The following is an 18,920-nucleotide window of genomic DNA, read 5'->3' on the forward strand; positions in this document are numbered from 1 at the left end:
GCTCAGAGAACTAGCCGCAATAAATTGACCCGCAACAGAGGAAACGGTGGCGAGATGTCGGTCGACGAATTCGATGTAGTGGTGGCTGGTGGCGGGCCGGGTGGTTCGACCGTGGCCACACTCGTGGCTATGCAGGGACATCGGGTGCTGCTGCTGGAGAAAGAGAACTTTCCCCGGTACCAGATCGGTGAGTCGTTGCTGCCTGCCACGGTGCACGGAGTGTGCCGGATGCTCGGCGTCGCGGACGAACTGGCCGATGCCGGGTTCCCGATGAAGCGGGGTGGCACGTTCCGCTGGGGCGCTCGCCCGGAGCCGTGGACGTTCCACTTCGGCCTCTCTGCCCGGATGGCCGGCTCGACGTCGTACGCCTATCAGGTCGAGCGGGCGCGATTCGACGAGATCCTGTTGAACAACGCCAAACGCAAGGGTGTGGTCGTGCGGGAGGGGTGCGCGGTCACCGATGTGATGGAAGACGGCGATCGTGTCACCGGTCTGCGTTACACCGATCCCGATGGCAGTGAGCGTGCGGTGTCGGCGCAGTTCGTGGTTGACGCGTCGGGCAACAAGAGCCGGCTGTATGCCAACGTCGGCGGCACGCGGAACTATTCGGAGTTCTTCCGCAGCCTGGCGCTGTTCGGGTACTTCGAGGGTGGTAAGCGGCTGCCCGAGCCGGCCTCGGGCAACATCCTGAGCGTCGCCTTCGACAGCGGCTGGTTCTGGTACATCCCGCTGAGTGACACACTGACCAGCGTCGGCGCGGTCGTGCGCAGGGAGGACGCCGAGAAGGTCCAAGGAGACCGGGAGAAGGCGCTCAATTCCTTGATCGCCGAGTGCCCGATGATTTCGGATTACCTGTCCGACGCGACCCGGGTGACGACCGGCAAATACGGGGAATTGCGGATCCGCAAGGACTACTCCTATCAGCAGACAACTTTCTGGCGGCCAGGGATGGTCCTGGTCGGCGATGCCGCGTGCTTCGTGGATCCGGTGTTCTCTTCCGGGGTGCATCTGGCGACCTACAGCGGGCTGCTCGCTGCCCGGTCGATCAACAGCGTCCTCGCAGGCGAGCTGGATGAGAAGACGGTACTGACCGAGTTCGAGGCGCGATATCGCCGCGAGTACCAGGTGTTCTACGAGTTCCTCATGTCGTTCTACCAAATGAACGTGAACGAGGACTCGTATTTTTGGCAGGCCAAGAAGGTCACGAACAGTCAGAGCACCACCGACGCCGAGTCGTTCGTGGAGCTGATCGGTGGGGTGTCGTCCGGTGAGGCGGCGCTGGTGGCGGACCGGATAGCTGAGCGCAGCGCCGAGTTCGCCGCGGCCGTGGATCAGATGGCAGGCGGCGACCAGGAAAACATGGTGCCGATGTTCAAGTCACAGGTGGTCAGGCAGGCGATGCAGGAGGCAGGCCAGGTGCAAATGAAGGCGCTGCTCGGCGAGGACGCCGAGCCCGAGCTGCCGCTGTTCCCCGGCGGGCTCGTGACCTCGCCCGACGGGATGAAGTGGCTGCCTCATCAACCGGCGTGAACCCTCCGCACTCCGGACAGTCCGCCAGTGCAAGGCCCTAAGGAACAGGGGAGCGAAATGCGTGTGTTGCTGTCGACGTATGGCAGCCGCGGAGACGTCGAACCGTTGGCGGCACTGGCGGCGGGGTTGCGGGAGCTGGGCGCGGAAGCGCGGGTGTGCGCACCGCCTGACTGCGCGGAGCGGCTGGCTGAGGTCGATGTGCCGTATGTGCCGATCGGCCCGTCGGCGCGCGCGCCCAGACACGGAACTGCGCCGCCGTCGCCCGAGGACATGTTCAGGTTCTCGACCGAGGCGATCGCCACGCAGTTCGATCAACTCCCGGCGGCCGCCGAGGGGTGTGACGTGGTGGTGACGACCGGCTTGCTGCCCGCCGCGATCGGGGCGCGGTCGGTGGCCGAGAAGCTGGGCATTCCCTACATCTACGCCTTCCACTGCCCGATCTATGTGCCCTCGCCGTACTACCCGCCGCCACCGCCCCTCGGCGAGCCGCCCGCACGGGACGCGACCGATATCGGGGCGCTGTGGGACCGGAACAACCAGAGCGCCCACCGGCGGTACGGCGGCCCGCTCAACGACAGGCGGGGCGCGATCGGCCTGGCACCGGTGGAGGACATCTTCGCCTTCGGCTACACCGATCATCCCTGGCTGGCGGCGGACGCGGTCCTGGCCCCGCTGCAGCCGACGGACCTCGACGCCGTGCAGACCGGCGCGTGGATCCTGCCGGACGAACGCCCCCTTTCGGCGGAGCTGGAGGCGTTTTTGGATGCCGGGTCACCGCCGGTGTACGTGGGTTTCGGCAGCCTGCGCGCGCCTGCGGACGCCGTCCGGGTGGCCGTCGAGGCGGTTCGTGCCCATGGCCGCCGGGTGATCCTCTCCCGCGGATGGGCCGATCTGATCCTGCCCGACGACCGGGAGGACTGCTTGACCATCGGAGAAGTCAACCAGCAGGTGCTGTTCGGCCGGGTGGCCGCCGTCATCCACCACGGCGGCGCGGGCACGACGCACGTGGCCGCGCGGGCAGGCGCCCCTCAGGTCGTGGTGCCCCAGATCGCGGACCAGCCGTACTACGCCGGCCGGGTGGCCGAGCTGGGCATCGGGGTGGCACATGACGGCCCGGCTCCGACGTTCGACTCCCTGTCGGCCGCGCTCGGCGCAGCCCTTGCCCCGGGAACCCGCGCGCGAGCGGCGGCCGCGGCAGGCACCATCCGCAGCGACGGGCCAAGGGTGGCCGCCGAGCTGCTGCTCGATGCGGTCAGCCGGGACAAGCGGACTGTCCCCGCATGAACCACACCGGTCCGTCCAGTCCTCACTCGTTGCGACGCGGCAACGCCGTCAATAAATTGACCGCCATGTTTCGCGGCCCCGGCAGAACCCGATTGCTGGTGATATCCCCTCATTTGGACGACGCGGTCCTGTCCTTCGGGGCCGGCCTCGCCCAGGCGGAGCAGGACGGTGCACAGGCGACCGTCTTCACGGTATTTGCCGGCACCGCGTCACCTCCCTACTCCCCGGCGGCGCAGCGATTGCACGGCATCTGGGGCATCTCGCCGGATCAAGACGCATCGCTGCATCGCCGAAAAGAAGACATCGCCGCTCTCGACCACCTGGGGGTCGACTACCGGCACGGCCGATTCCTTGATGCCATTTATCGCAAGGTTCCGGATGGTCAATGGCTGGCTGACAACGTGCCAGGCCGGCAGAAGGTGGCGATCAGCAGACAATCGCCGCAGGGCGATGCGGATCTGTTTTCCGCGGTAAAGGCTGACATCGAGTCGGTTGTCGACGAGTGCGCTCCGACGCTGATCGTCACCTGTGCGGCTGCCAACGGTCATATCGACAACGAGATCGCACGAGATGCCGCGCTGTTCGTGGCGCGCGAGCAGGGTATTCCGGTGCGACTGTGGGAAGACCTTCCGCACGCGATCTTCGGCATGGATGCCGTCGAACTGCCGAGGGGCTTTCGTCTCGGTCCTCCCGATTTCATCTCCGTCAAGGCGGAGACGCGGGCGCGGAAATTCGAAGCCCTGAAGCGCTATACGTCTCAAATGTCGATGCTCAACGGGCCCGGCAAGGATTTGTTCGCCCAGTTGGAAAAGCATGCTCGGGAAAGCTCACCACACGGCGGATACGGCGAAAAGACCTGGACTGTTGTCTGACAAATGTCGACCAGGAGGTTGGCCTTATGAGTAATCAGCTGGAGCATGGCCCGGTTCGGACGACTCGCGCGGACGCTTTGCTGGCCTCCGTGGGGGAGCGAGGCGTTCTGCGCAGTTTCTATGACGAGGACGTCGGGTCGGATCTGATGCAGGATGCGGACGGCATCTCGGAAGCGCGCGAGATGGCCGCCCGCATTCGCCCTGCGTCCGGACCGGTGCTGGAACTCGCTGCCGGAACGGGTCGGCTGACCTTCCCCTTCCTGACGCTCGGGTTCGAGGTGACCGCACTGGAGCTGTCGACTGCGATGGTCGCCACTCTTCGGCGGCAGCTGGAAGACGAGCCGGCAGATCTGCGGGGCCGGTGCACTGTGGTTCAAGGAGACATGAGCGCCTTCGCGTTGGATCAGCGCTTTGGAACCGTGGTCATCAGCTACGGCTCGATCAACCTCCTGGACGACGCCGATAGGCGTGGCTTGTACGTGTCGGTCCGTGAACACCTCGAGCCCGGCGGGCAATTCCTGATCAGCATGACCAATACGGGCAGGTCGGATTCGCTGGAGCGTGATCAGGAGCTGTCAGGTCGGAGCGGCCGGCGGTACGTGTTGCACGTGCGGCGGTCGCCGGCGGAAGCAATCCAGGACATCACCGTCTACCCCGCCGATGACACGGCGGACCCCTTCGTCGTCTGCACGAGTCGCCTGAGGCTCCTGGAGCCGAATCAGGTGGCACGGGAACTGGAACAGGCCGGATTCGACGTGATGGAGCCGGCTTCGTTCAGGTCCGCCGGGGGAAGCGGCCGCCATGACGCGTTGTTGCTGGAGGCGTCATGGCGGAGCGATCCCTCATGACTCTCTGAGCCTGGCTCAGGGGAGGCGTGCGGTGATGAGTGCGGCGAGCCGGGCGACGGCCTCCTCGATGAGCTCCGGTGTGAGCAGGCTGACCGAAAGCCGGAGCTGGTCGAACCCGCCCTTGCCGCCGTAGAAGTGATGCATCGGGGTGAACAAGACGCCGTAGTCGCCGGCGGCGTGCTTCAGCAACTCGTCGTCGACGACGAAGGGCACGGTGACGGTCACGAAGAACCCGCCCTTCGGCGTGTTCCAGCTGACCCCGGGGCAGCCGCCGAGCCGGCGGGTGAGTTCGCCCAGCGTGTGCTGGAGGTTGCGTTGGTAGATGACGATTTCCCTGGCGTTGGCCTTGATCAGACTGAAGTCGTTGAGCAGGAGCTTCCCGGCGATCACCGCTTGCGCGATGGGCGAGGTGTTCACCGTGAGCATGCCCTTGAGCTTCGAGAGCTGGTCGGCGAGCAGGCCGCCTCCGGCCACGTGCTGATCCGCCACGACGTAGCCGACCCGGGCGCCGGGCATGCCGGTCTTGGCGAAGGAGCCGATGTAGACCACGGTCCCCGACCGGTCGAGTGCCTTCAGCGTGGGGAGGCGCTCGGATCCGAAGAGTCCGTACGCGTTGTCCTCCAGGAGCAGGATGCCGCTCGCCTCGGCGACCTCCAGGAGCCGGCGGCGGGCGGGCACGTCCATGCTGGTGCCCGTGGGGTTGGCGAAGTTGGGCGTCACGTAGCAGGCCCGGACGCGCTTGCCCTGCTCTTCGGCATGTTCCAGCTGGAGGACGAGGTCCTTGGGGTCGATGCCGTTCTCGGTGGACCGGACCGGCCAGACCGGGGTGTCGGTCAGCAGCGCGGCCCCGGTCAGGCCGACGTAGGTGGGGGCGGGGGCAAGCAGTACATCCCGCTCGTCCGCCCGTAGCGTGCGCAGAACCAGAAACATGGCCTCCTGCGCGCCCACGGTGACGACCACGGACTCAGGGGCGGAATCGATGTTCTCGTCCTCGGCGAGGTTGCGGGCGATGAGATCGGCGATGACGCCCTTCGTGGTGCCGTACTGGAAGAGCGTGCGGGTGACCTCCGCCTCGCCCAGCTTCCGATCGTGTCGGAGGTGGTCGCAGTAGGCGTCGATGTACTCGTGGATGAGGCGGACGTCGAAAAACTCTTCGTACGGGCGACCTGCCGCCATGGAAATGGCCACAGGGTATTCGCCGATCAGCTCATTGAGCAGGTTCATCGACGAGATGGCCGGGTCGGCGAGCGAGCCGTGCAGAGTTTCCATGCTCAAGCGAGTGGATAGACCGTATGAATCCATGAATGCTAGGGTTTTTCATACGCGGTCGAGACGTCAAGTAGCGGCCGTGGACGCGAATTGACGGCGATTCTCGCCGCTTCGCGCTAAGCGTGTCCGAAATTATGGATGTCTATGGTCGCTCTTCCAGATGCTCGATATCCGAAGGTACGGTCACACGCATGCCACAGCACCTGGGGAAGGCACAGCCGTTGCGGGAAGCGAGAACTCCGCCGCGTAGTGGACGTCCGGCGGGCGGGGGAGGACCGGCATGTTGATGACAACGGAGAACGGGATCCGCTTGTCCTACCACGACCATGGCAATGCGTCCCCCGTCCTGCTCCTGACCGGCACCGGGGCGCCGAGCTCGGTGTGGGACCTGCACCAGGTGCCCACGCTCCGCGCCGCCGGATTTCGCGTGATCACCATGGACAACCGCGGAATCCCGCCCAGCGACGACGGCACGGACGGGTTCACCATCGACGACCTCGTCGCGGACGTGGCTGCCCTGATCGAGCACCTCGGCGCGTCGCCGTGCCGCGTGGTCGGCACCTCGATGGGCTCGTACATCGCGCAGGAGCTGGCACTTGCCCGCCCCGAGCTGCTGGACACGGTCGTGCTGATGGCGGCCTGCGGAAGGAGCAGTCTCGTCCAGCGGGTGCTGGCGAAGGCCGAGGCGGAGCTGATCGAACGCGTTACCGAGCTGCCGCAGGGGTACCTCGCCGCCGTTCGCGCCATGCTCAACCTGGGACCCGCGACGCTCACCGACGACGACCTCACCGCCGACTGGCTCGACCTGCTCGAGGCGTCAGGCACGGGGGGCCCGGGAGTCCGGGCTCAGCTCCTGCTGAGCGCGTTGCCCGACCGCATCCAGGCCTACCGTGCGATCAAGGTGCCCTGCCACGTCGTCTCGTTCGAGCACGACATCGTGGCGCCGCCGGCAGCTGGACGGGAGCTGGCCGCCGCGATTCCCGGCGCAACGCACCGCACGATTCCCGGGTGCGGGCACTTCGGCTACCTGGAGAACCCGGAAGCGGTGAACCGCGAGCTGATCCGGCTCCTTTGCGCCGAGTCCCGCGCGCGATTGGAGGAGACCGCATGACACGCCTTGAGTCAGCCCGCGACAGTCACCTGGGTCGTGCCGCGCGCCCCGTCGACACGATCGCGGACGCCCGCGGAGGAGCAAGCATGACCGGCGCGATCGTGCTGCCGTCCACGGCGCCTGCACTGTTCGAGGCAAAGGCCGCGGCGGTGCCGGACCGGCCGGCGGCGGCGATGGGTGACACCACACTGACCTACGCCGAGCTGAACGGGGAGGCCAACCTCCTCGCGCGTCGGCTCGTCGAGCACGGGGTCGGCCCGGAACGGCTGGTCGCAACGGTGATGCCGCGGTCGATCGAGTTCGTCATCGCGATCCTGGCCGTGCACAAGGCTGGTGCCGCGTACGTGCCCGTCAACCCGGACTATCCGGAGGAACGCAGGCGGCAGATGCTGGACGACGCGTCAGCGCATTGCGTGTTGTCCCTGCCGGGGCAGGACGTGGCCGGCGCTCCCGTGGCCATGAGCGTGGAACGCCGGCCATGCCGGTCCGAGCCGAACCTGGACGACCACGACCGGCTCAGCGCCTTGCTTCCCGACCACCCCGCCTATGTCATCTACACCTCGGGCTCGACCGGACGGCCGAAAGGTGTGCTGGTCACGCACCGCGGGATCCCGAACCTGGCCGCCGACTACGTGCGCCGGCAGCGGCTGCTGCCGGAAAGCAGGCTGCTGGCGTTCGCGTCACCCAGCTTCGACGCCTCCGTCGCTGAGTTCTGGCCGATCTGGCTGGCCGGCGGCTGCCTGGTGCTGGCTCCCGCGGCGGACCTGGTCCCGGGCGAGCCGCTCGCCCGGCTGGTACGCGACCAGAGCATCACCCACATCACCTTGCCGCCGTCCGCGCTGGCGCCGCTGGAGGAGGCCGGCGGCCTGCCCGCAGGGCTGACCCTCCTGGTCGCGGGCGAGGCGTGCCCGGCACCGGTCGCGAAACGCTGGGCCACCGACCGCGTGATGATCAACGCGTACGGCCCGACCGAGGCCACTGTCGCGGTGACCGCGAGCGAGCCACTGACCGGCGATGGAACGCCGCCGATCGGCAGGCCGATCACTGGCGTCCGCACGTACGTCCTGGACGACCGGCTACGGGCCGTCCCGGCCGGGGACGTGGGCGAGCTGTACATGACCGGCCCCGGCCTCGCCCGCGGCTACCTGCACCGACCGGCGCCGACCGCGCAGCGGTTCCTGCCGGATCCGTTCGGCAGCCCGGGCGCCCGCATGTATCGCACCGGCGACCGGGTGCGGGCGCGTTCGGACGGCCAGCTCGTCTTCGTCGGCCGCGCCGACGACCAGCTGAAGGTCCGCGGTCACCGGATCGAGCCGGGCGAGGTCGAGGCTGCCCTGTTCGAAGTGAACGGGGTGACCCAGGCGGTGGTGATCGAGCACGAGAACAGGCTGGTCGCTTATGTGGTCGGCACGGCGGGCGCGCCGGTGGCAGCCGAATACCTCCTGGCACAGCTGCGCAAGCGGTTGCCCTCCTACCTGGTACCCGACGTGGTCGTCGCCCTGCCGCGTCTGCCGACATCGCCGAACGGCAAGGTCGACCGAGCCGCCCTGCCCGATCCCGAGGGCGCCGAACGCGCGACATCGGGGCGAGCGCCTAGCACACCCACGGAGATCCACCTGGCCATGTTGTTCGCCGAAGTGCTCGGCGTCAGCAGCGTCGGCGTCGAGGACAGCTTCTTCGAGGTCGGCGGCCACTCGCTGCTCGCGACGCGGCTGGTGGCCCGCATCCGCGAGAGCCTGAACGTCCGGCTGCGGGTGCAGGCCTTCTTCGACGCGCCGACCGTGGCACAACTCGCCAAGGTGCTCGATGGCGCACCGACGTGACCTGGAGACCATGCATGCGGACGAAGAACACCGTCGATGAGATTGATCTCGGCAACCCCGATCTGTACACGACGCTCGACCGGCACGCCCGCTGGCGGGTGCTCGCAGCGGAAGACGCGATGGTGTGGAGCGACCCGGGCAGTTCACCCACCGGCTTCTGGTCCGTGTTCTCGCACCGGGCGTGTGCCGCGGTCCTCGCGCCCTCCGCACCGTTCACCTCCGAGTACGGAATGATGATCGGTTTCGACCGCGACCATCCGGACAACTCCGGCGGCCGGATGATGGTGGTCTCCGAACAGAAGCAGCATCGCAGGTTGCGCAAGCTGGTCGGACCGCTGCTCTCCAGAGCGGCTGCGCAGGAGCTGGCGGAGAGGGTGCGGACCGAGGTCAGCAGCGTGCTCGACCAGGCGCTCGACGGCGGGGTGTGCGACGTGGCCCCGGCGATCGGCTCACGTATTCCAGCCGCGGTCGTGTGCGACATCCTCGGCGTACCGGCCGAGGATCAGGACATGCTCATCGAGCTGACCAATCACGCGTTCGGCGGTGCGGACGAATCGTTCGACGGGATGACACCGCGTCAGGCACACACCGAGATCCTCGTCTACTTCTACGAGTTGATCACCGCGCGCCGCGGACGCTCCGGTTCCGACCTCGTCAGCACGCTGGTCACCGAAGAGAGCCTCACCATCGACGATGTGCTACTCAACTGCGACAACGTACTGATAGGCGGCAACGAGACCACCCGGCACGCGATCACCGGTGCGGTGCACGCGCTCGCTACGGTGCCCGGCCTGCTGACCGACCTGCGCGACGGGAACGCGGACGTCGACACCGTCGTGGAGGAGGTGCTGCGCTGGACCTCGCCGGCGATGCACGTGCTCCGGGTGACGACCGGCGAGATCACGCTCAACGGCCGCCACCTGTCGCCCGGCACGCCGGTGGTCGCGTGGCTGCCCGCCGCGAACAGGGATCCTGCCGAGTTCGACGACCCCGACGCGTTCCGCCCCGGGCGAAAGCCCAATCGGCACATCACGTTCGGCCACGGGGTGCACCACTGCCTCGGGTCCGCACTCGCCCGGATCGAGCTGTCGGTCGTGTTGCGCGCGCTGGCTGAGCGGGTGTCACGGGTGGAACTGGTGAAGGAGCCCACCTGGTTGCGCGCGATCGCCGTGCAGGGGTACCGGGAGCTCCCGGTGCGGTTCACGGGGCGTTGACCCGGGCCCCCGGCCCGGCCCGACCGGCGCACACGTCGGAAAAACAGCTCACCGCGATTTCACGGATCGCAGATTAGCTGTACGCGGAGTGCTGTGCCCGGGAGACGTCAATCTGACACCGTTGATGCGAAATTGACTTGCAGTCATGCTGGGAATAGGCATCTATCCGAATGATGGAGGAAGTCTTGAGCGCTGTGCAGAATTTCGAGATCGAGTATGTGGAAATGTATGTCGGGAATCTCGAGGAGGCCGCGTTCGGCTGGGTGGACAAGTACGCTTTCACCGTCGCCGGTACGAGCCGCTCGGCGGACCACCGGAGCGTCACCCTGTGTCAGGGGTCGATAAAGCTGGTCCTCACCGAGCCGGCGTCGGATCGTCATCCGGCGACGACCTACCTCCAGATGCACGGCGACGGTGTGGCCGATATCGCGCTGCGTACTTCGGACGCGACCGCCGCTTTCGAGGCTGCCGTGCGGGGCGGGGCGGTCGCTGTCCGAGAGCCGGCGCGGCTCAACGAAGCGGAGCCGCACGGACCGGCTGTCACGGCCGCCGTCGTCGGTTTCGGCGATGTGGTGCACACCCTGGTCCAGAGGGACGAGACCACCGCCTCGCCGCACGCGAACGGTCATCGCGGGGGAGACGTGGACCTGCTCGGGATCGATCACTTCGCGGTCTGCCTGAGCGGGGGTGACCTCGGCCCCACGGTGGAGTTCTACGAGCGGGCACTGGGGTTCCGGCAGATCTTCGAGGAGCACATCGTGGTCGGTGCCCAGGCGATGAACTCCGTCGTCGTGCAGAGTGCGTCGGGAGCAGTCACCCTCACGTTGATCGAGCCCGACGGGAATGCCGACCCGGGCCAGATCGACGACTTCCTCAAGGAGCACCACGGGGCTGGTGTCCAGCACATCGCATTCACCAGCGACGACGCGATCCGCTCGGTCCAGGCCCTGTCCCGGCGCGCGGTGGAGTTCCTGAAGACGCCGGCGGCCTACTACGACATGCTCGGTGAGCGGATCGAGCTGGAGACGCACAAACTGGATGATCTGCGGGCGACGAACGTGCTCGCCGACGAGGACCACGGCGGCCAGATGTTCCAGATCTTCACCGCTTCCACTCACCCACGGCGGACGCTCTTCTTCGAGATCATCGAGAGGCAGGGGGCGGAGACCTTCGGCAGCTCCAACATCAAGGCCCTGTACGAGGCTGTGGAGCTGGAACGGACCGGGCAGCGCGAGCCCGGCGCCGTTCGACGATGACATACCTTTGCCTGGCCGATCTCGAACGTGCCGCCCGGGACGCCCTCCCCCGCCAGGTCTGGGACTTTCTCGCCGGGGGCAGCGGCACCGAAGCCTCTCTGATGGCCAACCGCGCCGCGTTCGAGCGAACCTTCGTGGTGCCCCGGATGCTGCGTGACCTGACCAGAAGCAGCACCGGCGCCGATGTCCTCGGCAAGCGCGCCGTACTGCCGATGGCGGTCGCGCCGATCGCGTACCAGCGGTTGTTCCATCCCGAGGGCGAGCTCGCGGCGGCTCGCGCGGCTCGGGACGCCGGAGTGCCGTACATCATCTGCACCATGAGCAGCGTTCCGCTGGAGGAGATCGCAGCCGTCGGTGGTCGGCCGTGGTTCCAGCTGTACTGGCTGCGTGATCAGAAACGATCCCTGGAGTTGGTGCGCAGGGCGGAGGACTCCGGCTGTGAGGCGATCGTGTTCACCGTCGATGTGCCGTGGATGGGGCGGCGGTTGCGTGACATGCGCAACGGCTTCGCGCTGCCGGAGGGGGTGACGGCCGCCAACTTCGAAGCATCCGCGACCACGCACCGCCGTATCCGAGGGGTTTCGGCCGTGGCCGACCACACCGCGCGCGAGTTCGCCCCGGCTACCTGGGACTCCGTGGCGGCGGTGTGCGCGCGCACGAACCTGCCGGTGGTGCTCAAAGGGATTCTCGCTGTCGAGGACGCCCGCCGTGCCGTCGAGATGGGTGTCAGTGGCGTCGTGGTGTCCAACCACGGAGGCCGTCAGCTGGACGGCGCCGTGCCCGGAATCGAGGTACTGGGCGAGATCGCCGCCGCGATCGCCGGCGGCTGTCAGGTGCTCCTGGACGGCGGAATCCGCAGTGGCGGGGACATCCTCAAGGCGGTCGCCCTTGGTGCCTCGGCCGTGCTGGTCGGACGGCCCTTGATGTGGGGGCTGGCCACGGCGGGCCAGGACGGCGCTCGACAGGTGCTCGAACTACTGGCCGCCGAACTCCAGGATGCGATGGGCCTGGCGGGCTGCGAGTCGGTGCACGCGGCCGGTCGGCTGAGCACGAGGGGGCCCCGGTATGGCTGATGCTCCCGCGGGAGGGGACCGGCGGCGACAGCGCCCTCCAACTACGACGGCGAAAGGTCAAGCTCCGTTCATGGCGTCCGTTCATACCCGCGAAAGGTGAGATTGATGACCGCGTCACAGATAAGGCCGGTGTCCCGTAGCAAGCTCAGGACTTGGGGCTGGATGTATCGATGACTACCACTATCGCGCCGGCTGCGGACCCTTCCGTCCGCACCCGACTAACCGAGATCACCAGGTTCGCAGGTGTCGGGACCGCGGTGTCCGACACGTCCTACTCTCAATCCGAGCTGCTCGAAATCCTCGGCATCGAGGAACCCAGGGTCCGATCGATCTTCCTGAACAGCGCGATTGATCGGCGCTTTCTCACGCTCCCGCAGGAGGGCCCCGGCGGAGTCCGTGTATCGGAACCCCAAGGGGATCTCCTGGACAAACACAAGAAGATCGCAGTCGACATGGGGTGCCGGGCGCTCGAGGCTTGCCTGAAGTCGGCGGGAGCGACGCTTTCGGACCTGCGTCACCTGTGCTGCGTCACCTCGACCGGCTACCTCACTCCCGGCTTGAGCGCATTGATCATCCGTGAACTCGGTGTAGACCCGCACTGCAGCCGTTCGGACATCGTGGGCATGGGATGCAACGCGGGTCTGAACGCGCTCAACATGGTCGCGGGCTGGTCCGCCGCGCATCCAGGTGAACTCGGCGTCGTCCTGTGCAGCGAGGCATGTTCCGCCGCATACACCCTGGACGGCACGGTGCGGACCGCGGTGGTCAACAGCCTGTTCGGCGACGGATCCGCCGCCCTCGCCGTCGTCTCCGGTGATGGGATGGTGACCGGTCCACGCGTGCTGAAGTCGGCGAGCTACATCATCACCGACGCGATCGACGCGATGCGCTATGAATGGGACCGCGACCAGGACCGGTTCAGCTTCTTCCTCGATCCGCAGATTCCCTACGTGGTCGGTGCGCACGCCGAGATCGTCGTCGACCGCCTGCTGTCCGGTACGGGGCTGCGCCGCAGCGACATCAGCCATTGGCTGGTGCACTCCGGCGGCAAGAAGGTGATCGACGCCGTCGTGGTCAATCTCGGTCTGAGCCGGCATGACGTCCGGCACACCACCGGTGTGCTCCGCGATTACGGCAATCTCTCCAGCGGCTCCTTCCTCTTCTCCTACGAGCGACTCACCGAAGAGGACGTAGCTCGGCCCGGCGACTACGGAGTGCTGATGACCATGGGGCCCGGCTCCTCGATCGAAACGGCGCTGATCCAATGGTGAGGCGTGGGGAAACGGATGGCGAACTGATGCTGCGCTTGGACGGCACTCGGCCACTGTCGGCCGCGTCGGTCGAGGAGATGGACGACCTCTGCGACCGCGCCGAGGACCATGGGGGATCCGGCCCTGTCACCATCCACGTCACGGGTGTCCCACCGGCCGACTGGTGGACAGGGCTGACAGTCGGCCTGCTCTCCAAATGGGAACGGGTGGTGCGCCGGTTCGAACGGCTCGGCCGGCTCACGGTCGCGGTGGCGTCGGGCGACTGCGCCGGAACGACCCTGGACGTCCTCCTCGCCGCCGACGTCCGGATCGTCGCTCCTGGCACCCGGTTGCTGCCCTCCTGGGCAGGCGGTGCCACCTGGCCGGGGATGACCGTGCACCGGCTCACCCATCAGGCCGGTTCGGCAGCCATCCGGCGGGCCGTGCTGCTCGGTGCCCCGATCGAGGCGGACCGCGCGCTCGCGCTCAACCTGATCGACGAGGTGACCGAGGACCCGGCGACGACGCTGGCTTACCTGACCGAGGCGGCTGGTGCCGTGGACGGCACGGAGCTGGCGATTCGCAGGCAGCTGATTTTCGAAGCCGGCTCGACGACCTTCGAGGACGCGCTCGGTAGACACCTCGCTGCCTGCGACCGCACCCTGCGCCGAACGGGACCGTCCGCATGACGAGCGCGAGCAGACTTCCGAGCGCTCTCGCCGCCGCCGGGGAGGCGCTGCACAAGGCGGCCGAGCGGGTCGATGACCTGCTCGCCGTCCTGCCCGAGCCGACTCAACGGACCCCCGGCCAGCGGGCCGAGGCCGTCGCCGCCCAGGACGAGGTGCGCCGATTACGCGAGCGGTTCCTGGCCGAGCACGTCGAGGAGGTGTACGCCCGGCTCACCGGCGGCCGCAGCCTGCGGATCGAAGCCCTGGTCACGGAGGCCGCCGAGGTCTTCCCCGGCCTGGTCCCGACGGCGGCACAGCTCGCGGACGAGCGGTCGCGGGTCCAGGCGGACAAGGAAGGCCGAGAGATCGACCAGGGCATCTTCCTGCGGGCTGTGCTCGGCTCGCCTGTCACAGGCCCGCACTTGGTCGACGCGATGCTCCGGCCGACCGCGCGGGCGCTCGCACTACTCCCGGAGTTCCAGCGGACCGGCCTCCTGGAGACCGAGGCCGTTCGGCTGGAGCGGCGCGAGGGCGTCGCCCACCTGACGATGTGCCGCGGCGACCGCCTCAACGCCGAGGACGAGCAGCAGGTCGAGGACATGGAGACCGCGGTCGACCTGACGCTGCTGGACGAGGACGTCAAGGTCGGCTTCGTGCGCGGCGGCGAGATGAGCCATCCGCGCTACCGGGGCAGGCGCGTGTTCAGTGCCGGAATCAACCTCAAGTACCTGTCGTCGGGCGACATCCCGCTCGTCGGGTTCCTGCTCCGCCGGGAGCTCGGCTACATCAACAAGATCGTTCGCGGGCTCCGCCTGGACGACGGCGATTGGCGGCCGCCGTACGCGGCCAAGCCGTGGGCGGCAGCCGTCGATGCGTTCGCGATCGGCGGCGGCACCCAGCTGCTGCTCGTCTTCGACCATGTACTGGCCGCGTCCGACGCCTTCCTCAGCCTGCCCGCCGCCAAGGAGGGCATCATCCCGGGTGCCGCGAACTTCCGCCTCACCCGGTCGGTCGGCCCGCGCGCTGCCCGGCAGATGATCCTCGGCGGCCGAAGGCTGTGGGCGAGCGAGCCGGACGCCCGTCTGATTGTCGACGAGGTCGCCGAACCTGCCGACCTGGACGCCGCGATCGAACGGGCCCTGGAACGGCTGGGCGGGGGAGCGGTGCTCGCCAACCGTCGGATGCTGAATCTGTCCGACGAGCCGCCCGAGGAGTTCCGCCGCTACATGGCGGAGTTCGCGCTCCAGCAGGCGCTGCGGCTGTACGGCGCCGACGTCATCGACAAGGTGGGCCGGTTCGCCGCGCGGACATGAACCGCGGCGAGGTCGGGAGCAACGCCGAGGCCGACCCGGACGTGCGGGTCGCGGTGCCGGCCGGGGCGGGGGAGCGGGCCTTCTCGGAGGGGTAGGCCCTCAAGGAGCGGGCCGTCCTGATACGGCGGAAACCCAACTGCGGCGGATCCGCTCCCTGTGCGCATGCGGCAGCCGCCCCGTCCGCGTACAGCGGCCCTCGACCTGATGCGGCGTGCGGCCAGGGCGCGACACCGACTGTTCTCTGGCTGATCCGCCCACGACAGCCTTTGGCACCGACTCAGGGAGATTCCATTCCTATGCAGGACCATTCGTCCTTGGCCGTGAGCGACAGCAACCTTGAACTGGCGCTCGACGTGCTTCCCGCGCTGGCGGTCATCCTGCTGGCGGCGGCCGTGGTCGGCAGGCTCGCGGTCCTGCTCGGCCAGCCGCGGGTGCTCGGCGAGATCATGGCCGGCATCCTGCTGGGCCCGACCCTGTTCGGCTGGCTGGCACCCGGTCTTCAGGCGGATGTCTTTCCGGCGCAGGCACGCTCGGTGCTGTACGTCCTGAGCACCATCGGGCTGACGCTCTACATGTTCCTCGTCGGCGCCGGTCTCGACCACGGCCACCAGGAGCCCGATCGCAAGCACCACTCGGCGGTCCTTGCCGCCTCGGGGTTCCTGCCCTCCCTCGTCCTCGGCGGTCTCGTCGGCCTGCTGATGTGGGACGACGTCTCGCGCGCGGATGTCAGCCGGTGGGAGTTCGCCCTCTTCGTAGGCGGTGCGCTGTCCCTCACAGCGCTCCCCATGCTGGCCCGCATGCTGTACGAGCGGGGTCTGCAGAACTCCCGTCTGGGGCGGCTGTCCCTGGTCGCCGCCTCGATCGACGACGCGGCGGCCTGGTGCTTCCTGGCCACGCTGACGGCCGTGCACACCGGGTCCGGGGCCGCTGGCGCTCTGCCCATGATCGGCTACAGCATCCTGTTCACCGCCGTGATGCTGCTCGGAGTGTCCCGGCTGCTGAGGCCGCTGGCGCGGCACGTCGGCCGGCAGGGCACGCTGAGCCCCGGCGTGATGTACGTCGTCGTCATCGTCCCGATCGTCTGCGGATACCTCACCGACCTGATCGGGATCTACTCGGTCTTCGGCGGCTTCATCGCCGGCCTGGCCATGCCCCGTTGCCCGCAGTTCCGCCAAGCGCTGCACAGCAGGATGATGGACACCGTCTCCACGCTACTGCTGCCCGTCTTCTTCGCCCTGTCCGGCCTCACCACCGACCTGCAGAGCATCTCGGCCGACACCCTGCTGTTCGGCGTCGCCGCCCTCCTGGCGGGATTCGCGGGCAAGTACTTCGGCAGCGCCCTGGCCATGAAGACACTGCGCTTCAGTTGGCGCGAGGCCTTCGCTGTGGGAGGACTGATGAATGCCCGCGGCATGATGATCCTCATCTTCATCAACATCGGCTTGGCGCAGGGCCTGATCACCAAGCCGGTGTTCTCCGTCCTCGTCGTCGTCGCGGTTACCACGAGCGCCACGGCCCTGCCGCTGTACCGCCGGGCGCTCCCGGAACACCTGGAGACGCAACTCGGCAGCGGAGCGCCCACTCCGGCGCCGGCACCACGCCCCCTGACGACAACCGACATGCACTGATGGGCGAATATCCGCCGGAGGTCCACACCGGCGAGGCCTCGAACCGGGCATCCATGGAGCCGTTGAAGTCACCGAGCACCAGCACCCGCTCGCTGCGTTCGGCGGCGACGGTCTTGGCGAGCCTCATCGTGCCGGCGTCCCGGACCACATTGTGGACCGCCGGGTGGCGACATATCGTCAGCGTATCGAAAATCGCATACGCCCAGGCAACACCCCACTACATTGACTGGCGGCATGTCCTTCAACCCCTCCAGCGAACTCATGCGAACTGCAGCCGGGAATCCGGTCGTCAGGCCGATCAGCGCCGCCGAGCATGTGGCGTTCGTGCGGGCCCAGCGGTCGGTCAGCTTTCTGCAGACCCCGGCGTGGGGCCGCGTCAAGACCGAGTGGCGCAGCGAGTCCCTCGGCTGGTTCGAGGGTCGGCGCCTGGTGGGTGCCGGGCTCGTACTGCACCGCCCGGTGCCGCGGCTCGACCGCTTCACGCTGGCGTATCTGCCCGAGGGCCCGGTCATCGACTGGAGCGGCGAGATCAGTGCTTGGCTCGATCCGCTGGCGGCCCATCTCAAGGCCAACGGCGCGTTCGGGATCCGGCTCGGCCCGCCGGTGCGCACACACACCTGGAGCGCCGTCCAGGTCAAGGAGGGCATCGCCGACCCGGGCAGCAAGCGGCTCACCGACATCTCCGGCCACTGGACCGACCCGGTCGGTGAACGCGTGGCCAGCAGACTCCGGGACGCCGGCTGGCTGCCGCAGAGCCCGGAGGACGGGTTCGGGGTCGGACATCCACAGTTCAAGTACGAGATCCCGATGGCAGGCAGGACCGAGGACGAGCTGCTCAGGGGCATGAACCAGCAGTGGCGCCGCAACATCAAGAAGGCGGCCAAGGAGGGCGTCGAGGTCACGGTCGCCGACGGGGGCCCGGAGGACCTCAAGGCGTTTCACGACCTCTACGTCCACACTGCCGAGCGCGACCGCTTCACACCCCGGCCGCTGCGCTACTTCGAAACCATGTTCGCGGCGCTGAGTGCCGAGGACCCCGAGCGGATCAAGCTCTACCTGGCCCGCCACCAGGGCGACTTGGCCGCCGCCACTGTCCTGATCCGCGTCGGCGCCCACGCTGTGTACGCCTATGGCGCCTCCTCCACCGCGAAGCGCGAGGTGCGCGGCTCCAACGCCTGCCAGTGGGCGATGATCCGCGACTCGCTCGCCGTCGGCTGCGACGTCTACGACCTGCGCGGCATCACCCCCACCCTCGACGCCGACGACTCGCACGTCGGCCTTGTCCAGTTCAAAGTCGGCACCGGCGGCCAGGCGGTGCGGTACGTCGGCGAGTGGGACCTGCCGCTGCGGCCCATGGTTTACCGGGCCTTCGACCTCTATATGAGGCGGCGCGGACGCTGAACCGCACAGTCGGGGTCCGCCCGTGCCGCGGACGGCGCGGATGGCCTGGGGGCCAGCAGGCCGGTCGGGGCAGAAGCTGGAGGCACAGCTCACGAGGGTCTGGTGGCGGCGGATCGCGGTACCTGTTTGCGGTCCCGGGGCAGCAATAGGCCGGCCAGGTACTCACGAAACCCTCGCCGCTGGGCCAACGTCCCGAAGAGATCGTCGAAGCCGACGGCGAACGCTTCCAGCGGACCCGGTGCGGGAGGACACGGCAGCCGCTTAGTCATCTCAGGTTCTCCGGAGCGTAGTTGACGCCTTCTCCTCACGGCCTACTACCACCCCGAACCGTCGTCAACGAACCACCGCTAGGCTGAGCGCGGCGGCGACTTCGTCGAGGC

At 68.0% G+C, this 18,920-nt stretch carries 15 protein-coding genes and 1 pseudogene; 14 read left to right on the forward strand and 2 right to left on the reverse strand.

Annotation, left to right across the window (positions count from 1 at the left end; all coding sequences use genetic code 11):
- The first annotated feature begins 54 nt into the window (after positions 1 to 54).
- Genes ACWDZ7_RS34840 through mpaM form a run of 4 tightly spaced genes read left to right on the forward strand, consistent with a single transcriptional unit; the run spans position 55 to position 4,534 of the window.
- Complete coding sequence (locus ACWDZ7_RS34840) at positions 55 to 1,530, forward strand: tryptophan 7-halogenase (RefSeq protein WP_451802624.1); 1,476 nt, start codon at positions 55 to 57, stop codon at positions 1,528 to 1,530.
- A gap of 57 nt (positions 1,531 to 1,587) precedes the next feature.
- Complete coding sequence (locus tag ACWDZ7_RS34845; RefSeq protein ID WP_451802626.1) at positions 1,588 to 2,814, forward strand: glycosyltransferase; 1,227 nt, start codon at positions 1,588 to 1,590, stop codon at positions 2,812 to 2,814.
- Entirely contained in the window at positions 2,811 to 3,686 is an 876-nt protein-coding gene (locus ACWDZ7_RS34850) for a PIG-L deacetylase family protein (protein WP_451802627.1), read from the forward strand. The genes ACWDZ7_RS34845 and ACWDZ7_RS34850 overlap by 4 nt, the downstream gene beginning before the upstream one ends.
- 26 nt (positions 3,687 to 3,712) lie before the next feature.
- Positions 3,713 to 4,534, forward strand: coding sequence for a daptide-type RiPP biosynthesis methyltransferase (gene mpaM, locus ACWDZ7_RS34855; RefSeq protein WP_451802629.1), 822 nt, complete (start codon positions 3,713 to 3,715; stop codon positions 4,532 to 4,534).
- 15 nt (positions 4,535 to 4,549) lie between these two features.
- Here mpaM and ACWDZ7_RS34860 read toward each other — a convergent pair whose 3' ends face one another.
- The gene (locus ACWDZ7_RS34860; protein ID WP_451802649.1) at positions 4,550 to 5,803 is read right to left on the reverse strand and encodes an aminotransferase-like domain-containing protein; all 1,254 of its coding nucleotides are present in this window, start codon (positions 5,801 to 5,803) and stop codon (positions 4,550 to 4,552) included.
- Between the two features lie 280 nt (positions 5,804 to 6,083).
- On the opposite strand from ACWDZ7_RS34860, the gene ACWDZ7_RS34865 reads away from it, so the two are divergent.
- From ACWDZ7_RS34865 to ACWDZ7_RS34910, 10 genes are all read left to right on the forward strand, one after another.
- Positions 6,084 to 6,914 carry an alpha/beta fold hydrolase gene (locus tag ACWDZ7_RS34865; RefSeq protein ID WP_451802631.1) on the forward strand — a complete coding sequence of 277 codons (831 nt, stop codon included), beginning with the start codon at positions 6,084 to 6,086 and terminating at the stop codon, positions 6,912 to 6,914.
- A gap of 86 nt (positions 6,915 to 7,000) precedes the next feature.
- Entirely contained in the window at positions 7,001 to 8,737 is a 1,737-nt protein-coding gene (locus ACWDZ7_RS34870) for an amino acid adenylation domain-containing protein (RefSeq protein WP_451802633.1), read from the forward strand.
- 14 nt (positions 8,738 to 8,751) lie between these two features.
- On the forward strand, positions 8,752 to 9,951 hold the full coding sequence (locus ACWDZ7_RS34875; RefSeq protein WP_451802635.1) for a cytochrome P450: 1,200 nt from the start codon (positions 8,752 to 8,754) through the stop codon (positions 9,949 to 9,951).
- Between the two features lie 224 nt (positions 9,952 to 10,175).
- Positions 10,176 to 11,207, forward strand: coding sequence for a 4-hydroxyphenylpyruvate dioxygenase (gene hppD / locus ACWDZ7_RS34880; protein WP_451802650.1), 1,032 nt, complete (start codon positions 10,176 to 10,178; stop codon positions 11,205 to 11,207).
- Positions 11,204 to 12,280 carry an alpha-hydroxy acid oxidase gene (locus ACWDZ7_RS34885; RefSeq protein WP_451802637.1) on the forward strand — a complete coding sequence of 359 codons (1,077 nt, stop codon included), beginning with the start codon at positions 11,204 to 11,206 and terminating at the stop codon, positions 12,278 to 12,280. Before hppD ends, ACWDZ7_RS34885 begins: the two co-directional genes overlap by 4 nt.
- 170 nt (positions 12,281 to 12,450) lie before the next feature.
- Entirely contained in the window at positions 12,451 to 13,551 is a 1,101-nt protein-coding gene (gene dpgA, locus ACWDZ7_RS34890) for a 3,5-dihydroxyphenylacetyl-CoA synthase DpgA (RefSeq protein ID WP_451802639.1), read from the forward strand.
- 26 nt (positions 13,552 to 13,577) lie between these two features.
- Positions 13,578 to 14,219: an enoyl-CoA-hydratase DpgB gene (dpgB, locus tag ACWDZ7_RS34895; protein ID WP_451802641.1), complete on the forward strand. Its 642-nt coding sequence runs from the start codon at positions 13,578 to 13,580 to the stop codon at positions 14,217 to 14,219.
- Positions 14,216 to 15,511, forward strand: a complete 1,296-nt coding sequence (gene dpgC, locus ACWDZ7_RS34900) for a (3,5-dihydroxyphenyl)acetyl-CoA 1,2-dioxygenase DpgC (protein ID WP_451802642.1) — start codon at positions 14,216 to 14,218, stop codon at positions 15,509 to 15,511. Before dpgB ends, dpgC begins: the two co-directional genes overlap by 4 nt.
- Positions 15,512 to 15,831: 320 nt before the next feature.
- Positions 15,832 to 17,139, forward strand: coding sequence for a cation:proton antiporter (locus ACWDZ7_RS34905; RefSeq protein WP_451802644.1), 1,308 nt, complete (start codon positions 15,832 to 15,834; stop codon positions 17,137 to 17,139).
- A gap of 234 nt (positions 17,140 to 17,373) precedes the next feature.
- Positions 17,374 to 18,540, forward strand: a complete 1,167-nt coding sequence (locus ACWDZ7_RS34910; protein ID WP_451802645.1) for a lipid II:glycine glycyltransferase FemX — start codon at positions 17,374 to 17,376, stop codon at positions 18,538 to 18,540.
- A gap of 95 nt (positions 18,541 to 18,635) precedes the next feature.
- On the opposite strand, the pseudogene ACWDZ7_RS34915 reads toward ACWDZ7_RS34910, so the two are convergent.
- Positions 18,636 to 18,809 (reverse strand): annotated as a pseudogene (locus tag ACWDZ7_RS34915) (IS701 family transposase); the annotation flags it as partial.
- Between the last annotated feature and the right edge of the window lie 111 nt (positions 18,810 to 18,920).

The sequence above is a fragment of the Streptomyces sp. NPDC003032 genome (assembly GCF_053591415.1).